18 protein-coding genes are annotated in these 17,245 nt (G+C 52.4%); 7 read left to right on the top strand and 11 right to left on the bottom strand.

The window, feature by feature from the left end; genetic code table 11:
- On the top strand, positions 1-211 hold a 211-nt coding region (locus CRG49_RS13340; RefSeq protein WP_198515146.1), incomplete at its 5' end, for an IS30 family transposase.
- Between the two features lie 73 nt (positions 212-284).
- Here CRG49_RS13340 and ppc read toward each other — a convergent pair.
- Positions 285-2,987, bottom strand: a complete 2,703-nt coding sequence (ppc, locus tag CRG49_RS09080) for a phosphoenolpyruvate carboxylase (RefSeq protein WP_095502438.1) — start codon at positions 2,985-2,987, stop codon at positions 285-287.
- Positions 2,988-3,276: 289 nt separating this feature from the next.
- Here ppc and moaC point away from each other — a divergent pair, with 289 nt between their 5' ends.
- Positions 3,277-3,777 carry a cyclic pyranopterin monophosphate synthase MoaC gene (gene moaC, locus CRG49_RS09075; protein ID WP_095502437.1) on the top strand — a complete coding sequence of 167 codons (501 nt, stop codon included), beginning with the start codon at positions 3,277-3,279 and terminating at the stop codon, positions 3,775-3,777.
- Between the two features lie 128 nt (positions 3,778-3,905).
- Positions 3,906-4,652, top strand: coding sequence for a HesA/MoeB/ThiF family protein (locus tag CRG49_RS09070; RefSeq protein ID WP_095502436.1), 747 nt, complete (start codon positions 3,906-3,908; stop codon positions 4,650-4,652).
- Positions 4,653-4,921: 269 nt separating this feature from the next.
- On the opposite strand, the gene CRG49_RS09065 is transcribed toward CRG49_RS09070, so the two are convergent.
- The 4 genes from CRG49_RS09065 to CRG49_RS09050 are packed head-to-tail and all read right to left on the bottom strand — an operon-like array spanning position 4,922 to position 7,699.
- Positions 4,922-5,710 (bottom strand): thiazole synthase, encoded by a 789-nt coding sequence (locus CRG49_RS09065; protein WP_095502435.1) that lies wholly within the window; start codon positions 5,708-5,710, stop codon positions 4,922-4,924.
- A 16-nt stretch (positions 5,711-5,726) separates the two neighbouring features.
- On the bottom strand, positions 5,727-5,921 hold the full coding sequence (gene thiS / locus CRG49_RS09060; protein WP_095502434.1) for a sulfur carrier protein ThiS: 195 nt from the start codon (positions 5,919-5,921) through the stop codon (positions 5,727-5,729).
- 40 nt (positions 5,922-5,961) lie between these two features.
- Positions 5,962-6,579: a thiamine phosphate synthase gene (gene thiE, locus CRG49_RS09055; RefSeq protein ID WP_095502433.1), complete on the bottom strand. Its 618-nt coding sequence runs from the start codon at positions 6,577-6,579 to the stop codon at positions 5,962-5,964.
- A 22-nt stretch (positions 6,580-6,601) separates the two neighbouring features.
- Positions 6,602-7,699 (bottom strand): FAD-dependent oxidoreductase, encoded by a 1,098-nt coding sequence (locus CRG49_RS09050; protein ID WP_095502432.1) that lies wholly within the window; start codon positions 7,697-7,699, stop codon positions 6,602-6,604.
- A 245-nt stretch (positions 7,700-7,944) separates the two neighbouring features.
- Between CRG49_RS09050 and CRG49_RS13180 the strand changes: the two genes are divergently transcribed.
- Both CRG49_RS13180 and glnE read left to right on the top strand, forming a co-directional pair.
- Positions 7,945-8,088 (top strand): hypothetical protein, encoded by a 144-nt coding sequence (locus CRG49_RS13180; protein ID WP_157807903.1) that lies wholly within the window; start codon positions 7,945-7,947, stop codon positions 8,086-8,088.
- A 159-nt stretch (positions 8,089-8,247) separates the two neighbouring features.
- Positions 8,248-10,935, top strand: coding sequence for a bifunctional [glutamate--ammonia ligase]-adenylyl-L-tyrosine phosphorylase/[glutamate--ammonia-ligase] adenylyltransferase (gene glnE, locus CRG49_RS09045; RefSeq protein ID WP_095502431.1), 2,688 nt, complete (start codon positions 8,248-8,250; stop codon positions 10,933-10,935).
- 339 nt (positions 10,936-11,274) lie between these two features.
- Here the strand turns inward: glnE and luxS are convergent, their stop codons facing one another.
- Positions 11,275-11,781: an S-ribosylhomocysteine lyase gene (gene luxS / locus CRG49_RS09040; RefSeq protein WP_095502430.1), complete on the bottom strand. Its 507-nt coding sequence runs from the start codon at positions 11,779-11,781 to the stop codon at positions 11,275-11,277.
- 51 nt (positions 11,782-11,832) lie between these two features.
- Entirely contained in the window at positions 11,833-12,156 is a 324-nt protein-coding gene (gene cyaY, locus CRG49_RS09035) for an iron donor protein CyaY (RefSeq protein WP_095502429.1), read from the bottom strand.
- Between the two features lie 70 nt (positions 12,157-12,226).
- Here cyaY and CRG49_RS09030 point away from each other — a divergent pair, with 70 nt between their 5' ends.
- On the top strand, positions 12,227-12,400 hold the full coding sequence (locus CRG49_RS09030) for a lipoprotein (protein WP_095502428.1): 174 nt from the start codon (positions 12,227-12,229) through the stop codon (positions 12,398-12,400).
- Between the two features lie 6 nt (positions 12,401-12,406).
- Entirely contained in the window at positions 12,407-13,627 is a 1,221-nt protein-coding gene (gene lysA / locus CRG49_RS09025; RefSeq protein ID WP_095502427.1) for a diaminopimelate decarboxylase, read from the top strand.
- 276 nt (positions 13,628-13,903) lie between these two features.
- Here lysA and CRG49_RS09020 read toward each other — a convergent pair whose 3' ends face one another.
- From CRG49_RS09020 to prmC, 4 genes are all read right to left on the bottom strand, one after another.
- On the bottom strand, positions 13,904-14,122 hold the full coding sequence (locus CRG49_RS09020) for a SlyX family protein (RefSeq protein ID WP_095502426.1): 219 nt from the start codon (positions 14,120-14,122) through the stop codon (positions 13,904-13,906).
- Positions 14,122-15,504 (bottom strand): Na+/H+ antiporter family protein, encoded by a 1,383-nt coding sequence (locus CRG49_RS09015; RefSeq protein ID WP_095502425.1) that lies wholly within the window; start codon positions 15,502-15,504, stop codon positions 14,122-14,124. Before CRG49_RS09015 ends, CRG49_RS09020 begins: the two co-directional genes overlap by 1 nt.
- Before the next feature lie 181 nt (positions 15,505-15,685).
- Entirely contained in the window at positions 15,686-16,027 is a 342-nt protein-coding gene (locus CRG49_RS09010) for a glycine zipper domain-containing protein (protein WP_095502424.1), read from the bottom strand.
- A 173-nt stretch (positions 16,028-16,200) separates the two neighbouring features.
- Positions 16,201-17,016: a peptide chain release factor N(5)-glutamine methyltransferase gene (gene prmC, locus CRG49_RS09005; protein WP_095502423.1), complete on the bottom strand. Its 816-nt coding sequence runs from the start codon at positions 17,014-17,016 to the stop codon at positions 16,201-16,203.
- Between the last annotated feature and the right edge of the window lie 229 nt (positions 17,017-17,245).

Raw genomic sequence — 17,245 nt, 5'->3', positions numbered from 1 at the left:
CTGCCGTCCATACCATTCTTGGGAAAAAGGCTTGGTGGAGAATACCAACGGGCTGATCAGACAATACTTCCCAAAGGGGACGGATTTTAGGAAACTGGGGGCTAAAAAGATTAAAGCGGTTGAGGAGGCCCTTAACCGCCGACCGAGAAAGACATTGGACTATGAGACACCGGGTGATCTGTTTTCAGCAGCCCTTGCCAATGGCATTTGAGCGTTGCACTTGAAATGCGAATGTAAGGCCGTCTGAAAGTATATATCTTCAGACGGCCTTGTTTCACCCAAGCTTAACCGGTATTACGCAAACCTTGCGCCACGCCGTTGATGGTCAAATGCACCATCAACAACGCATGGCGGTTGTTCGGGTCTTGACGCAAACGTTTGAGCATCGCCACTTGCAAGCCGTTCAAGGCATTCAGATACGGAATGCGCAAGGCCAGCGAGCGCGCCAAGCTGCGGTTGTCGCTCAACAGCTCGGTGGTTTGCAGAATATCCAGCAGGGCTTTGCGGCTGCGCAGGTATTCGGCTTTAATCATTTGGAAAATGGCCGCGGCTTTTTCCGGCGTTTCGCTCAATTCGGCATAGTCTTCCGCCAAGGTAATGTCGGTTTTGGCCATCACCTGCTCCATGTTCGATAGCATGGCTTGGAAGAACGGATTGTGTTTGGCGTGATTTTGCATTACCGCCATGCTCGACGGATCTTGCTGACACAAAGTCTCTACCGCGCTGCCGAAGCCATACCAAGCCGGCAGCATCAGGCGGTTTTGCATCCATGAGAACACCCATGGAATCGCGCGCAAGTCTTGAATCCGCGCCAAGGTTTTGCGGCTGGCCGGGCGGCTGCCCAAGTTCAGCGTGGCAATTTCCTGAATCGGGCTGGTTTGCAGGAAGTAATCGATGAAATCTTCGTGCGTAATCAGCTCGCGGTAATATTTGAAGGAAATGTCCGACAAGGCTTGCATGAGTTTCGGATCCGGGTCTTTGCGGTCGGGCAGCAAAGTCGCTTCCAAAGTAGCCGCCACCAAGGTTTCTAGATTACGGCGAGCATTGCTTGGGTCGGCATATTTGGCAGTAATCACTTCGCCCTGCTCGGTAATGCGGATTTGACCGGCCACCGAACCGGCAGGCTGCGCCAAAATCGCTTGGTAAGAAGGGCCACCGCCGCGGCCGACGCTGCCGCCACGACCGTGGAACAGGCGCATGCGTACATCGTATTTCTTAAACAAATCCACCAAGCCCAATTCGGCTTGATACAGACACCATGAGCTGGTCACATAGCCGCCGTCTTTGTTGGAATCGGAATAGCCCAACATGATTTCTTGAATATTGTCGCGGCTCATCACCAATTCGCGATACCATTCCAAACCGAACATTCTGTCCATTACCGGACAGGCGTTTTCCAAGGCTTCGATGGTTTCGAACAGCGGCACGATGTTCATGCGGCTTTTCGGTTTGCCGTTTTCAATCAGCAACAAGCCGCATTCTTGCAGCAACAAGGCCAAGGCCAGCAAATCGCTCGGCTGCTCGCAGTTGGAAATGATGCTTTGGGTAATCGCCTGCTCGCCAAATTCGTCTTTGATTTTGCGCGCTTCGGAGAAAATCGCCAATTCGCGGCGGGCATGTTCGCTGTACGTCACAAACGGGCTGTACAACGGACGTTGGTGTTGCAATTCGCGCAGCAACACGGTTTGCTTTTCTTCTTCCGATAAATTCGCATAATCTTCCAAACCGGCATGCTGGAACAATTCCGCCACCACATCGCCATGTTTTTCAGCGTGTTGGCGCAAATCCAACGGCATCATATTGAAGCCGCATACCGATGCGAGGCGGATTAAATCGGCCAAGCGGCCTTCGGCCATCAAGGCGCTGCCGTTGTCGCGCAACGAGCGTTGCAGCTTTTGCAAATCGGCAATAAATTCCTGCACGTTGGCATACGGTTCGCCAAAACCAAAATGGCAGCCCATGCCCAAACCCAATGAGCGAGCCTTACCCATCACGCGTGCCATGATGTAGGCAATCGCGCGGCGGTAAGGTTCTTCCAAACGGGCGATTTCTTCATCTGGCGATTCATCCGACATCGCCATCACATCATCATTCACTTTTACGCGGCGTGTAGACAACGGCAGCTCGTGATACAACCCATCCAATTCGCTGCGATAGCAACGGAACACCGCATCGGCATGGCGGGTAAACGCATGGCGCAGGGTCTCGGCAGTCACAAACGGATTACCGTCGCGGTCGCCGCCAATCCAGCCGCCGATTTTCAGAATATCCGGCACTTCCACGTCAGGATAGGCCGTCTGAAAATCACGTTCCATGCCGCGATAGAGTTTCGGCAGTGCTTCAAAAAAGCTCATCGGGAAAATGTTGACGCCGTTGTTGATTTCGTCGTTGACGCTCAATTTGTATTGGCGCGTTTCGCTGGTTTGCCACAAGCCCAGCAAGATGGTTTCGATGTCGCGGCGCAAGTCGGCCAACGATTCGGCATTGGTGCAACGCTCACGCTGCGGCAATAATGCGCGGATGCGGCGGTTGAAACGCAATACCGATTGGCGTTGCACTTCGGTCGGGTGCGCGGTCAAGACGGCGGTGACATTGGTTGCATTTAATTGTTGTTGCACCGTTTTGCCATCAACCTTATTGGCACGCAGTTTGCGCACGGTTTCGGCCAAGCTGCCGTCGGCGGTGTTGTGGCCGGCATCTTCATGCACTTGACGGCGGCGCTCGTGGTGGACGTCTTCGGCAATGTTCAAAATTTGGGCGAATAAACCGCAAGCCAAGGTCAAATCGTGTGCCTGCTGCTCATCAAGCTGCGGCAAAACCTTCTCAATCAGCGCGCCGGTATCGTCTGATGTGGATAACTGCTTCACAATCTCCACCACCAATGGCGATGCTTCTTGATGTAATAGGTTAAACAGGCATTGTTTCAAAAACTCAGCATCAGCGGCCAGCGCCGCGTCTTTCGGGTTATTCAGAATATGGAGCTGCATATTTTTCTCTCTTATTTCAAGCTTAGACGATTCCATTGTATAGCAGGATTAGGAAAACCGCTACAATGATAATAATGCCGCTTATCTCAAGCCATGCGCCTGTTTCTTTTCGCATAAGGCGATTTTTATTTCATTATTAATATCGCGATAGAATGCAGATTTTCAGATGGCCTCATGATTACCCAATCCGCGTAAACCCTATTCCCTAAACCAAAAATAGCTTAAAATGCCATCATTCACGCATTGATAAACAAAACCGGCTTTGGCCGACACATTTCAGGAAACGACAATGTTAGACTTGACCCACTTAAACGAAAACAACGAAGCCCACATGGTGGATATTTCCGGCAAGGCTTCCACCGCCCGCACCGCCCGTGCCAGCGGCGTGATTAATATGAGTCCGCAAGCCATCGGTATCTTGGCCGACAATGCCGCGCAAAAAGGCGATGTTTTGGGCGTGGCGCGTGTAGCCGCGATTCAGGCCACCAAGCAAACCGGCTTTTTGATTCCGTTGTGCCACCCGATTTCACTGACCCATGTGCGCGTGGATTTTAATGTCGATGTCGAACTGGCACGCGTCAAAGCCACCGTTACCGCCACCACCGAAGGCCAAACCGGCGTGGAAATGGAAGCGCTCACCGGTGTCAACATCGCGCTTTTGACCATTTACGACATGATGAAAGCCGTCGATAAAAGCATGACCATCACCCAAATCCATTTGGAAGAAAAAACTGGCGGCAAAAGCGGCAACTTCCTGTTTAACAACGATTTTGAAAACATCGACTACTAAACAGCGATAAAATTACCGTTTTCCTATTCCACCAAGTCTGCACGATTGCTTGATAAGCTTTATAATCGGTGCAGACTTTTTATTTAAAAAGGCCGTCTGAAACATTTCAGACGGCCTCAAACGATACCATGAACGATGCCCAACTCTTACGCTTCAGTCGCCATATTTTGCTAGACGAAATCGGCATTGAAGGCCAAGAAAAATTATTGCAATCCCATGCCGTAGTAGTCGGCTGCGGCGGACTCGGTGCTGCTGCGCTGCCCTATCTCGCCGCCGCCGGCATCGGCCGCCTGACCATCGCCGACTTCGACACCATCGACGACAGCAACCTGCAACGCCAAATCATGTTCACCGAAGCCGACATCGGCCGCAGCAAAGCCGAAGTGATGGCAGGCCGTCTGAACGCGATTAACAGCGCGGTTGACATCACCGTCATCACCGAAGCGCTCGATGAAACACGCTTAACCGAATTATTGCAACACGCCGACATCGTCTTGGATTGCTGCGACAATTTCGCCACGCGCCAAGCCGTCAACCGCGCCAGCGTCGCCACGCGCACGCCATTGGTTTCCGGCGCGGCGGTGCGCTTTGAAGGCCAGCTTGCCGTGTATCGCCCCGATTTGGCTGATTCGCCCTGCTACGCCTGCCTGTTTGACGGCAATTCCGCCAGCGACGGCGCTTGCGCTTTATTTGGCGTGTTCTCGCCTTTAGTCGGCATCATCGGCACCAGCCAAGCCGCCGAAACCTTGAAAATCCTGATGGGCAGTGGCACCGCCCAACACGGCTGCCTGCGTGTGTATGATGGTTTATCGGGCGATTGGCAGAAATTTGAATTCGAAAAAAATCCTGATTGCCGTGTGTGTGGAAAACATTGATGCAAATATAAAAAGGCCGAGCCCTTTGCAAAACTCGTAATTTTTTAGAAATCTTTAAACCGTCATTCCCGCGTAGGCGGGAATCCAGACCTATCAGCTTCAGGAATATTTAACTATTTCAGTAATTTGTCATTCTGGATTCCCGCCTACGCGGGAATGACGGACATAGCTTTCTTAGTTCAAATTAATTTTTTCAAAAGTCTCAGGCCGTCTGAAAAAGGTTGAAACAACGCTTTTCAGACGGCCTCTTTTTTATAACAACCGATGAATCAATATTCAGCCGAATGCCAAAACGGCTGCCCCACGGTCGGCGTACTTGCCCGCGCTTGTTCACGCGCTTGTACCGGTTCGGCTTCAAATGCGGCACGTCCAGCTTGGGTGGCGAGTGCAAACGCGCGTGCCATGTTGACCGGATCGCCCGAACGCGACACGGCGGTATTCAGCAACACGCCGTCAAAGCCCCACTCCATCACTTGCGCGGCTTGCGACGGCAAACCCAAGCCTGCATCGATAATCAGCGGTGTGTCGGGTAAACGTTCGCGCAACACTTTCAGCGCGTATTCATGCACCACGCCCAAACCGGTACCAATCGGCGCCGCCCACGGCATCAGCGCCTGACAGCCTGCATCAAGCAAACGGCGGCAGGCGATTAAATCTTCGGTGCAATACGGCAACACTTTAAAACCATCGTCAATCAGGATTTTAGCCGCCTCAACCAATTGGAACACATCCGGCTGCAAAGTATCATCATCGCCGATTAATTCCAATTTAATCCAATCGGTTTCAAACACTTCACGCGCCATTTGTGCCGTGGTCACGGCTTCTTGCACGCTTTGGCAACCGGCGGTATTGGGCAGCACCGGCACACTCATTTGCTGCAACAAATCCCAAAAGCCCTGCCCGTGCGCTTCCCCTGCCGAACCGGCGCGGCGTAGCGACACGGTAATCATACCGGGCTTGGCCGCTTCAACCGACTGGCGCAACACTTCAGGCGTCGGATAAGCTGCGGTGCCGAGTAGCAGGCACGAAGCAAACGATTCTTCATAAAGATTCAACATGATATTCCTTTCCGCTTCAGCCACCGACCACGGGGCGCACAATATCGACCGCATCGTTTTCATTTAACAGCGTTTGCGCATACACGCCTTTAGACACAAATTGTGTGTTCACCGCCACGGCAAACGGCTTCGCAGGCTCGACCGCCGCTACCAAATCGGCCACGTTTTTTCCTGAAAATTCAAAATTTTCGCCGTTAAGTTTAATGTTCATGCCAACTTTCCTTAAGGCCGTCTGAAACGTTTCAGACGGCCTATTCATTCCACAACGCCTGAAACGCTTTTACCACTGCTTCAGGATCTGCCGCTTCAGTGACCGCGCGCACCACCGCCAGCGATGCTACACCTGTTGCCAACACTTCACGCGCGTTATTCAAATCAATGCCGCCAATCGCCACCACCGGCGTATCACCCGCCTGCTGCACATATTGGCGCAGATTATCCAAGCCTTGCGGCGCAGTCGGCATTTGCTTAGTCGTCGTCGGGAAAATCGCCCCGCTGGCCACATAGCTCGGATTTACCGACAAAGCGCGGTCAAGTTCGCTCACCGAATGCGTGCTCAAACCTAAACGCAATCCGGCGGCTTCGATGGCAGCCAAATCGGCAGTATCCATGTCCTCCTGCCCTAAATGCACGCCATACGCGCCCGCTTTCACCGCCATTTGCCAATGGTCGTTGATGAAAAGCTGGGTTTCGCTGCCTTGACAGGCCGCAACGCAGCGTTCGATTTCACGATATAAGGCATCGCCGCTCAAATCTTTATTGCGCAACTGCACCGTATCCGCACCGGCTTTCACCATGCGCTCGACCCAGTCGGCGGTCGGAACGACTGCGTAAAATTTCAATGGTTTAACTAATTTTGGGAACTGCATTTCAGGTTTCCTTATATGGTTTTCAGACGGCCGCCAAGCGAACATAATCCAAGCCGGTTTCGGCATCAGATTCGGCAAGCTCGCCACCGCCGAACAAATTCACCGCCAAGCGCACTGCCGCTCCGGCCACCGCCGGCGAAATCATAAAGCCGTGGCGGAACAGGCCGTTTACTTCAATCAAACGCGATGCCTCATGATAACGGATTTCCGGATTGTGGTGGTGTAAAGTCGGGCGCAGACCAACCGCAATTTCGCGGATTTCCGCTTCGCCAAAAGCCGGATGCACGGCATACAGCGCGGACAATAATTCCAAGCCCGAACGCACGCTGGCCGGCGCATCGCTTTCGCTTTCCAATTGGGTCGCACCAATCACAAACAAATGGTTTTCTTTCGGAGCAATATAGAGCGGGTAACGCGGATGCAGCAAGCGCACCGGACGGTTCAGGTTGACTTCGGGCGCATAAACGCGCGCCACTTCTCCGCGCACACCGCGCAAACGGCTGGCTTCAGACGGCCTGTTCCAACGTGTTTTGGCACCATAACCGCGACAATCGATAATGCCATCGAAGCCTTGCAAATCAGCCACTTCACGCGCTTCTTGCCAATGGCAGTGCACACCGATGTCTTCTAACGTATCCGCCAGCGACACCAGCACTTGGCGGTTGTCCAACTGCCCTTCACCCGGCAAATACAGGCCATCTGAAAAACGGCCGGCCAGTTGCGGTTCATGGGCAGCAATATCGGTAGCAGACCAGCGCACAGTCGGGTTTTCCCCTTGATTGGCACGGCTTAAGTGCTGCTGAAAATCGCGCGACAAGGGCTTATCCTGCCCGTGCCACACAATCAGGCTGCCGTTTTCCTGATGGAACACCGGCGTTTTCAGACGGCCTGTAATATCGCGCCACAAATCCATGCTTTGTCGCCCGAGCGACACCACCAACGGCGTGGCTTCCACCGATTCGGCCAAAGGCGCCAACATAGCCGCCGCCACATAAGCCGCCGCCTGCTCACCCGTGCGCGTACCCTTATCAAACAGCGACACTTCAAAGCCTTGCTGCGCCAAACCCCATGCGGTGAAACGGCCGCACAAGCCGCCGCCCAATACTGCGATGTGTTTCATCTTTTGCTCTTTATTGGATTGAAAAATGACTATATGGCATTGTAAACAATTTAATGATGCGGATAAAGGCCGTCTGAATGAATTTTGAAGTGTATCAAGGGATTTATGGAAACAGTATCTGTAAGATTGATTGAGCTATGATTGAAGATTGATGTTATTTTAAAGATTGCGCTTCATGGCCGCGCGGCCACCTACTTGTTCTTTGCTTCGCCAAAGAAAAGTAGGCAAAAGAAAGGCGACCGCAGTTGCAGGTCCGCCCTTTGGGGCGAACTTCCCTCACTACGCAGGATTTTGGCAGCAGGCTCGAACTCGCTGCCTTTGGGCAGCTCAAACACCGAGCCTTTTATCCTGCCAAAACCCTACTCCGTTCGGCTGCGCCAACGGATTAACTGTAGGCTCTAGAAGTTTCTGCCAAGCAAAATTTGATTATCTGACATACTGCATTAATCACCCTTACCGCATTCTAGAAATTTCAACCTGCTAACCCTTTCAGACGGCCTGTTTTCTTTGCTATGATAACCCTTTCCCCTTCCCACTCACCCACCATCATGAACCTGCTCGACACCGCACGCCGCTATTCTCCGTTTCTCGCCCGTAATTTGGATTCAGGCCGTCTGAACGCGGACGTTTTTCAGCCCATGCTGCACAAAGTTTTAAGCATGGAAGATTTCCAAGCCTTTGCCGATTGGGACAAAATCCGCGCCGATGAAAATGAAGAAGAATTGGCCAAGCAGTTGCGCGAATTGCGCCGCTATGTGGTATCGCAAATCATTGTGCGTGATGTGAACCGTTTGAGTGATTTAGAGGAAGTCACACGCACGATTACGCTGTTTGCCGATTTTGCCATCAATATGACGTTGGATTTTTCCTATGCCTATTATCAAGATATGTATGGCACGCCCATCGGCCGCTATACGGGTGAGCCGCAGCATTTGAGCGTGGTGGCAATGGGCAAGGCTGGTGGTTATGAGTTGAACGTGTCGTCCGACATTGATTTGATTTTCGTGTATCCGGAATCGGGCTCTACCGACGGCAAACGCGACCGCGACAATCAGGAATTTTTCACGCGCGTGGGCAAGAAGCTGATTGCGCTGTTGAACGATGTCACCGCCGACGGCTGGGTGTTCCGCGTCGATATGCGTTTGCGGCCGGACGGCGATTCGGGCGCATTGGTGTTGAGCGAAACCGCCTTGGAGCAATATTTGATTCAGCAGGGGCGTGAATGGGAGCGTTATGCGTGGTGCAAAGGCCGTGTGGTTACACCTTATCCGAATGATATTAAAGGTTTAATCCGCCCGTTTGTGTTCCGCAAATATTTGGACTACAACGCCTACAGCGCCATGCGCAGCCTGCATCGCCAAATCCGCAACGAAGTGAGCAAAAAAGGCTTGGCGGATAACGTGAAACTCGGCGCGGGTGGCATCCGTGAAGTCGAATTTATCGCGCAGATTTTCCAAATGATACGCGGCGGTCAAATGCGCGCGCTGCAATTGAAAGGCACGCAGGAAACGCTGCTGAAGCTGGAAGAATTGGGCATTATCCCGAGCGAACAAGTTGCCACGCTGCTGGAAGCCTACCGCTTTTTGCGCGATGTCGAACACCGCCTGCAATATTGGGAAGACCAGCAAACGCAAACCCTGCCGACCACGCCCGAGCAACAGCAATTGCTGGCCGAAAGCATGGGTTTTGCCGATTACGCCGCTTTTTCAGACGGCCTCAACCAACACCGCAGCCGCGTGAACGCTTTGTTTAACGAGATTTTGAGCGATTCCGAAAGCGAAATCGACGAAAGCAACCACGAATGGCTGTGGGCTTGGCAGGAAACACCCGATGAAGACGAACGCACCCAACGCCTAAACGAACACGGTTTCCATGCCGACAGCGTGGCCGCCCGCCTCGACCAATTGCGCGGCAGCCACAAATACCGCCATTTGTCGGCACAAGCCCAGCCGCGTTTCGATGCGATGGTACCCGCCTTTATGCAGGCCGCCGCCGCGCAACCCAACCCCACAGATACCTTTATGCGCCTGATGGATTTTTTAGAAAACATCAGCCGCCGCTCGGCTTATCTCGCCTTTCTCAACGAACATCCGCAAACTCTGCAGCAACTGGCTGAAATCATGAGCCAAAGCTCGTGGGTGGCCGCCTATCTCACGCAATACCCGATTCTGCTCGACGAGCTGATTAGCACCCAACTGCTCGAAACCGATTTCGACTGGACTAAGCTGGCCACCGAGCTTTCAGACGGCCTCAACAACTGCAAACACGATACCGAAGCGCAAATGGACATTCTGCGCCATTTCCAACACGCCCAGCTATTCCGTTTGGCGGTGCAGGATTTGGCCGGATTGTGGACAATTGAAGCCCTCTCCGACGAACTCTCCGCGCTGGCCGACACCGTGATTGCCGCCGCGCTGCCGTTTGTTTGGGCAGATATGCCGAAAAAACACCGCGACACACCGCAATTTGCCGTCATCAGCTATGGCAAACTTGGCGGCAAAGAATTGGGCTACACCTCGGATTTAGACTTGGTCTATCTGTTTGACGACAACGACCCCGACGCGCAAGACGTGTATATCCGCTTTGCCCGCCGCCTGACCAACTGGCTCTCCACCCCCACCGGCGCGGGCACACTCTACGATGTCGATGTGCGCCTGCGCCCCAACGGCGACAGTGGTTTTCTCGCCCAAAGTGTGGCCGCGTTTGAAAAATACCAACGCGAAAACGCTTGGACATGGGAACACCAATCCCTCACCCGCGCCCGCTTTATCTGCGGCATGCCTGAGATTCAGACGGCCTTTGACCGCATCCGCGCCGATATACTCACCACCGAACGCGACACCGCCAAGCTGGCAGGCGAAATCATCGACATGCGCGAAAAAATGTTCCCCACCCATCCGACTGCCGACAGCAACGTCAAATACGCGCGCGGCGGCGTGGTCGATGTCGAATTCATCGTGCAATACCTGATTTTGGCACACGCCCACCAACACCCCGAATTGCTCGACAACTACGGCAACATCGCCCTATTAAACATCGCCGCCGACTGCGGTTTAATAGACAAACAACTGGCCGAACAAAGCCGCACCGCCTACCGCTTCTACCGCCAACAGCAGCACAACACCAAGCTGCGCGATGTCGGCAAAGTGGAAGTGAATGATGTTTTGCTGGGGCATTATGAAAGTGTTCGGAAGCTGTGGTTGGAAGTGTTTGAGGAAGAAGCGAAACAGGGGTAAAGGCCGTCTGAAAGGGCTAATTTCCCCGTTAACAAACAACATTAGGTTGAGGATTCTGCAAAACCCGTCCGAATACCAGAATATACATAACCGCCGTCATTCCCGCGCAGGCGGGAATCCATTTTCAAGCATGGCAAGCTGTTGAATAAAATGGGTTTCTTAGATTTTACAATGGATTCCCGCCTACGCGGGAATGACGGCAGGTTTGTTTTTTATCGATAGTCACGAAGTTTTGCAAAGGTTTCAAGGCTTATTGGTTCCAACTAAGCCTTCCCAACCATAAAAGGCCGTCTGAAAAATACCTTTTCAGACGGCCTTTCATCATCACTTCAACCCCGCTTACGCGTTCAGCAAGCTTTCGTCCAAAGTCAAATCTTCATTCTTATTCACAGCCACTTTGCGCGCCAACACGTTTTCGGCAATGCCTTGCGCTTCGGTGAGCGAGTGCATTTGGTAAGTGCCGCATTGGTATTCGTTCAATTCCGGAATTTTGCTTTGGTCTTGCACGTTCAACACATCGTTCATCGAGGCCAGCCATGCATCCGCCACTTGGCTTTCAGACGGCGTGCCAATAAGGCTCATGTAGAAACCGGTGCGGCAGCCCATCGGCGAAATATCGATGATTTCGACATCATCGCTGTTCAAATGGTCGCGCATGAAACCGGCAAACAAATGCTCCAGTGTGTGAATGCCTTTTTCCGGCAAAATTTCTTCATTCGGAATGCAGAAACGCAGGTCGAACACGGTAATAGTGTCGCCTTTCGGAGTGGTCATGGTTTTGGCCACGCGCACGGCAGGGGCGTGCATGCGGGTGTGGTCAACTTTGAAGCTGTCTAATAAAGGCATGGTTTTTCCTTAAATGTTGGTATCTGAAATAATAGAATCAGGCAATCGGTTTTACAAGGCCGCCACGGCAACGTCTTCGCCCGAAGCCGCGCTCAAGGCATCGTTTAACACGGCGAAAAATTCGCTGTTGTCGCGGGTGGACAACCATTGGCCGTCTTTTTCGGTGAAGTGGTAGCCGCCGCTTTTGGCCGCAATCCACAATTCCTGATTGGGCGTGTGGCGGTTGACGATAATCTGCGTGCCGTCGTCGGCTTCGATGGTTAATACGTTTCCGGCAAACTGGCAGTCGAAATCCCAGCCGTTTTCATCGATTTGGTCTTCGATGTGGTTGAACAATTCTTCCGTGTGGCGGATAAATTCACTCTCGGTCATCATGGCTTTTTGTGTGTTTTTTGTTTAAGATACTCAATCTTGCCACATTCACGCTCAACACGAAAGTTTTCCCATGAAATCCTGCGTATTTTTATCGGTTGCGGCAGCGGTTTTGCTGTCGGCCTGCGGTTACAAAGGCGATTTGTATTTGCCCAAGGAAGGCGACAAAGCGCGTTTCGGCGTGATTCAAACCGGCCTCGAATTCAACCGCAACTCCAAAGAACCAACCACCCAATCACCAGATTAAACGATTATGACACTTTATTGCGAACAAGTCCCCCACACTCATTTGGCCGAAGAATTCGGCACCCCACTGTATGTGTACAGCCAAGCCGCGCTGACTGAAGCGTTTGGTGCCTACACTTCTGCCTTTGCCGCACTCGACCCGCTGATTTGCTATGCGGTCAAAGCCAACGGTAATTTAAGCATCATCAAACACTTTGCCGCGCTTGGCAGCGGCTTCGACATCGTCTCCGGCGGCGAGCTGGCGCGCGTGTTGGCGGCCGGCGGCGATGCCTCGAAAGTGATTTTTTCCGGTGTCGGCAAAAGTGAAGCCGAAATCGAATTTGCCCTGAATGCCGGCGTGAAATGCTTCAATATGGAAAGCATTCCCGAAATCGACCGTATTCAAAAAGTGGCCGCCAAACTCGACACCACCGCGCCTGTCTCATTGCGCGTCAATCCCGATGTTGACCCCAAAACCCACCCCTACATTTCCACCGGCCTGAAAGCCAACAAATTCGGCATCGCCTACGCCGACGCCTTGGCCGCCTATCAACACGCTGCCAAACAGCCGAATCTGAAAATCGTCGGCATCGATTGCCACATCGGTTCGCAACTGACCGATTTAAGCCCGCTGGTTGAAGCCTGCGAGCGCATTTTGCTGCTGGTCGATACTTTGGCCGAACACGGCATTGTGTTGGAACACTTAGACTTAGGCGGCGGCGTGGGCATCGTGTATAAAGACGAAAACGTGCCGGATTTGGCTGCCTATGCCGCCGAAGTCCACCAACGCTTGGCCGGCCGCAACTTGAAGCTGATTCTCGAACCCGGCCGCAGCTTGGTTGGCAACGCCGGCACCCTGCTCACACGCGTGGAATTTGTCAAAACCGGAGAAGAGAAAAACTTCGTGATGGTCGATGCCGCCATGAACGACCTCATGCGCCCCGCCCTGTACGACGCTTATCACCACATTGAAAACGTCGAGCAAAAAGACATCGCCCCGTTTACCGCCGACATCGTCGGCCCGATTTGCGAAACCGGCGATTTCCTCGGCCAAAACCGCCAAATCGCCTGCGAAGCGGGTGACTTGTTGGCCGTGCGCAGCGCAGGCGCATACGGTGCGAGCATGGCCAGCAACTACAACGCCCGCAACCGCGCGGCGGAAGTACTGGTCAACGGCAGCGAAGCCAAACTTATCCGCCAACGCGAAACCTTAGAGCAACAAATGGCCAACGAATTGGCGTGTTTGTAAGAATTTAATGTTTGCAAACGAGCAGGCCGTCTGAAAGTGACATTCCACTTTCAGACGGCCTGAGATTTTTGCAAAACTCAATTTAAGCTAAGAAACCTATGCTCGTCATTCCCGCGCAGGCGGGAATCCAGAACGTCAAATTACTGAAATAGTTGAATAATCCTGAGACCGATATGTCTGGATTCCCGCCTACGCGGGAATGACGGTTTAAAGATTCCTAAAAATTTAAGAGTTTTGCAAATTTCTCGGCCTTTTAATCAGCTTCAAAACATCAACTTAATAATGCGGCGGAATCTCATCGCGCAAACTGTATTCCTCGCGCTCGCCGTTCGTGCCTTTATCCTGCATTTTCTGATACAGCACCCGCATTTGCGCTTGCTGCAAATCCAGCGTTTGCTGCATTTTGGCGATGGTATCGCTCAAGCTGGCAATCAGATCGTCTTGTAAGGCCGTCTGAATCTCCAGCTCGATGATACGGTTTTCCAAGTCTTCCATCACAACACCATGGCGGCAATCCAGCCGGCAATCATCAGCGGGATGTTGTAGTGGATAAAGGTCGGCACCACCGAATCGCGGATGTGGTCATGTTGGCCATCGACATTCAAGCCCATGGTCGGACCAAGCGTGGAATCGGATGCGGGCGAACCGGCATCACCCAGCGCACCGGCAGTACCAATCAAGGCGATGGTCGCCAGCGGCGAGAAGCCCAAGCTCATGCACAACGGCACATAAATCGCGGAAATAATCGGCAAGGTTGAAAACGATGAACCGATACCCATGGTCACCAGCAAGCCGACCACCAACATGGCAAACGCGGCCATGCCTTTGCTGCCGCCGAATGCGGCCATGCTGCCGTCAACCAGCGGTTGAATGTCGCCGGTGGCTTTCATCACGGCGGCGAAACCTTGTGCGGCAATCATCACGAAGCCGATCATCGCCATCATTTTAATGCCCGCGCCGAACACATCATTGGCATCGCTGCGTTTCACCACGCCCAAGGTCATGAATACGGCAAAGCCCAACATCGCGCCCAGCAGCAAAGCATCGTTGTAAATCAACTGAATGGCGAAACACACGGCAATCGCCACGGCTGCTACCAAGCTGCGGTAAGACGACGGCTCAGGCTGCTTGGTGCTGGCATCGTTGTTGTCGGTATCGATTTGGCTGTTTTGATACACACGCGGTTTGCGGTAGTGAATAAACGCCAACACCAAGCCGCTGACCATGCCCAAAGCCGGAATTGCCATCGCCTGAATCACGCTCAAACCATCGGTGTTCAAACCGGCAGATTTAATATTGCTCAACAAGATCTCGTTCAAGAAAATCGCGCCGAAACCATACGGCAGGAACATATACGTCGTCACCAAACCAAAGGTAATCACACAAGCCACCAAACGGCGGTCGACTTGCAAGCGGTTAAACACCAGCAACAGCGGCGGCACAATCATCGGAATGAAGGCAATGTGAATCGGCACCACGTTTTGGCTCATGATGCCCATTACCAGCAACACCATCAGCAAGATCCATTTAACCGAGCTGCCACTGCGGTTGACCTGATCCGGCACGCCGCCGTTATTCAGCTTGCGCACCACCGCACCAGCCAATTGCTGCGGCAAGCCCGAATGGGTAATCGCCATCGCAAATGCGCCCAACATGGCATACGACAGCGCAATTTTCGCACCGCCGGCCAAACCGTTTTGGAACACGGTAATAATGCCCTCTTGCGACACCGCACCAGCCGCATCTTTCAAATCGGCCAGCGGCATACCGGCAATCAAACCGCCGATAAACGCGCCAATCACCAAACTCAGCACCACGTGCACCCTGGCCAGCGACAACGCCAGCATCACCACTACTGCAATTACAACGGCATTCATGCCTTTTCTCCGTTTTGTTGTAAAGAAACAGCTTCTTGATGGAACATCAAAAAGAAAACGGTATCATAACATAAATTTACATCGGCATAACATACACGGCAACAAAATGCCAAGCAAAACAAAGGCCGTCTGAAATTTCAGACGGCCTTTGTGTTTAACAACTCATCAGGTGGCCCAACCATTAATCCCAATCGCGGTGATGGCGGCGGTGTTTGGCATATTTTTTGTGTTTTTTATGCTTTTTGTTGGATACTTTGTAATGGCGGTAGCCACGGTTTTCTTTTTGATCCATTTTTTTGTTGTGGTAGGCATAAGCATTACCGGCCAAACCACCGGCTGCGGCACCCAGCAACATGCTTTGGCCATCGCCACCCAAAGCACCGGTCAATGCTGCACCGGCCACTGCACCAACCACCGTGGCTTTGGTTTGATTCGATGTGCCTCGCGCGTGTACGGCAGTGCTTGGCAACACCAACGCTGCCGACATCAATGCCACGGCACAATATTTTTTGTATGAAGTCATATTCGGCCTCCTTCTGCTCGGCCATTTTTCATCATACATACGATAATGAATGTATGCGTATTATGACCATTTCTAGCCGATTCGTTCTTATGGATTCGGCAAAAGCAGGTAAACCTCGGTAAACCGTATTAATCGGAAATATTCACCTGATGTGACTTTCAGACGGCCTAAAATTATTGTGGCCATTGGCCTAAGGTAATGCGGTCGAGTCCGGCCAAATCTTGCAAAGTGTTCACTTCAGCAAACCCTTTCTCCATCAAGATTTCCCGCGCCGCCAAGCCCTGATTGTAGCCGTGTTCCAACAGCAGCCAGCCGCCTTGCTTCAAATATTGCGGCGCACCTGCAGCCAATTCGCGGATGCAGCTGAGGCCGTCTGAAAAATCGGTTAACGCAGTTGGCGGCTCGAAACGCAAATCGCCTTGTTGCAAATGCTCGTCTTCTGCTTCGATATAAGGCGGATTCGACACAATCACATCATAGCTATGCGGTTCAGACGGCCTATCCACGTCAAACCATGAGCCTAAAGCAAACTCTACCGCCGCGCCCAAATCCTGCGCATTGCTTTGCGCGGTTTGCAACGCACCGCTACTGATGTCGGAAGCGCGCACCTTGGCATCCGGCCGTTCCAGCGCAATGATAACGGCAATCGCACCGCTGCCGGTGCCCAAGTCCCACACCTTGCCGCCTTGCGGCAAACGCGCCATCACTGCTTCGACCAAATGCTCGGTTTCAGGGCGAGGGATCAAGACATGCTGATTGACCGCAAACATGCGGCCGTAAAATTCGCGTTCACCCAAAATATAGGCCATCGGCTCGCCGTTCAGACGGCGTTGCGCCACCGCGTCCAATTTCACTGCGGTTTCAGACGGCATTTCGGCATCGCCTTGCGTAATCAACTGCACGCGCGAATAGCCGGTGATGTATTGCAGCAACATCCGCGCTTCATTTTTCGGCAGCGCAGATTGGCGCAACCATTGCTCTAAAGTCATTTCAGACGGCCTTTTCGTTGAATTGCTGCCATTATATCAGCGTTAAACTTTGATAAACGGTATTAAATAGCAGATATTCGGTTTACTGGCGCAATAAACCGTGTTTTAATGTCGGCATAAAATAATTTTGGGGCTTAGGAAGCAAAATCATCAAAAAACCTGATAAGCTCCTAATATGAAACTAAAAAATAAGTATCAAAAGTTCAGCAAAATTTCAGAGCAAAAGTTT

Source organism: Neisseria sp. N95_16 (assembly GCF_002551535.2).
Taxonomy (GTDB): Bacteria; Pseudomonadota; Gammaproteobacteria; order Burkholderiales; family Neisseriaceae; genus Neisseria; species Neisseria brasiliensis.
This window is presented reverse-complemented; position numbering and strand designations above follow the sequence as displayed.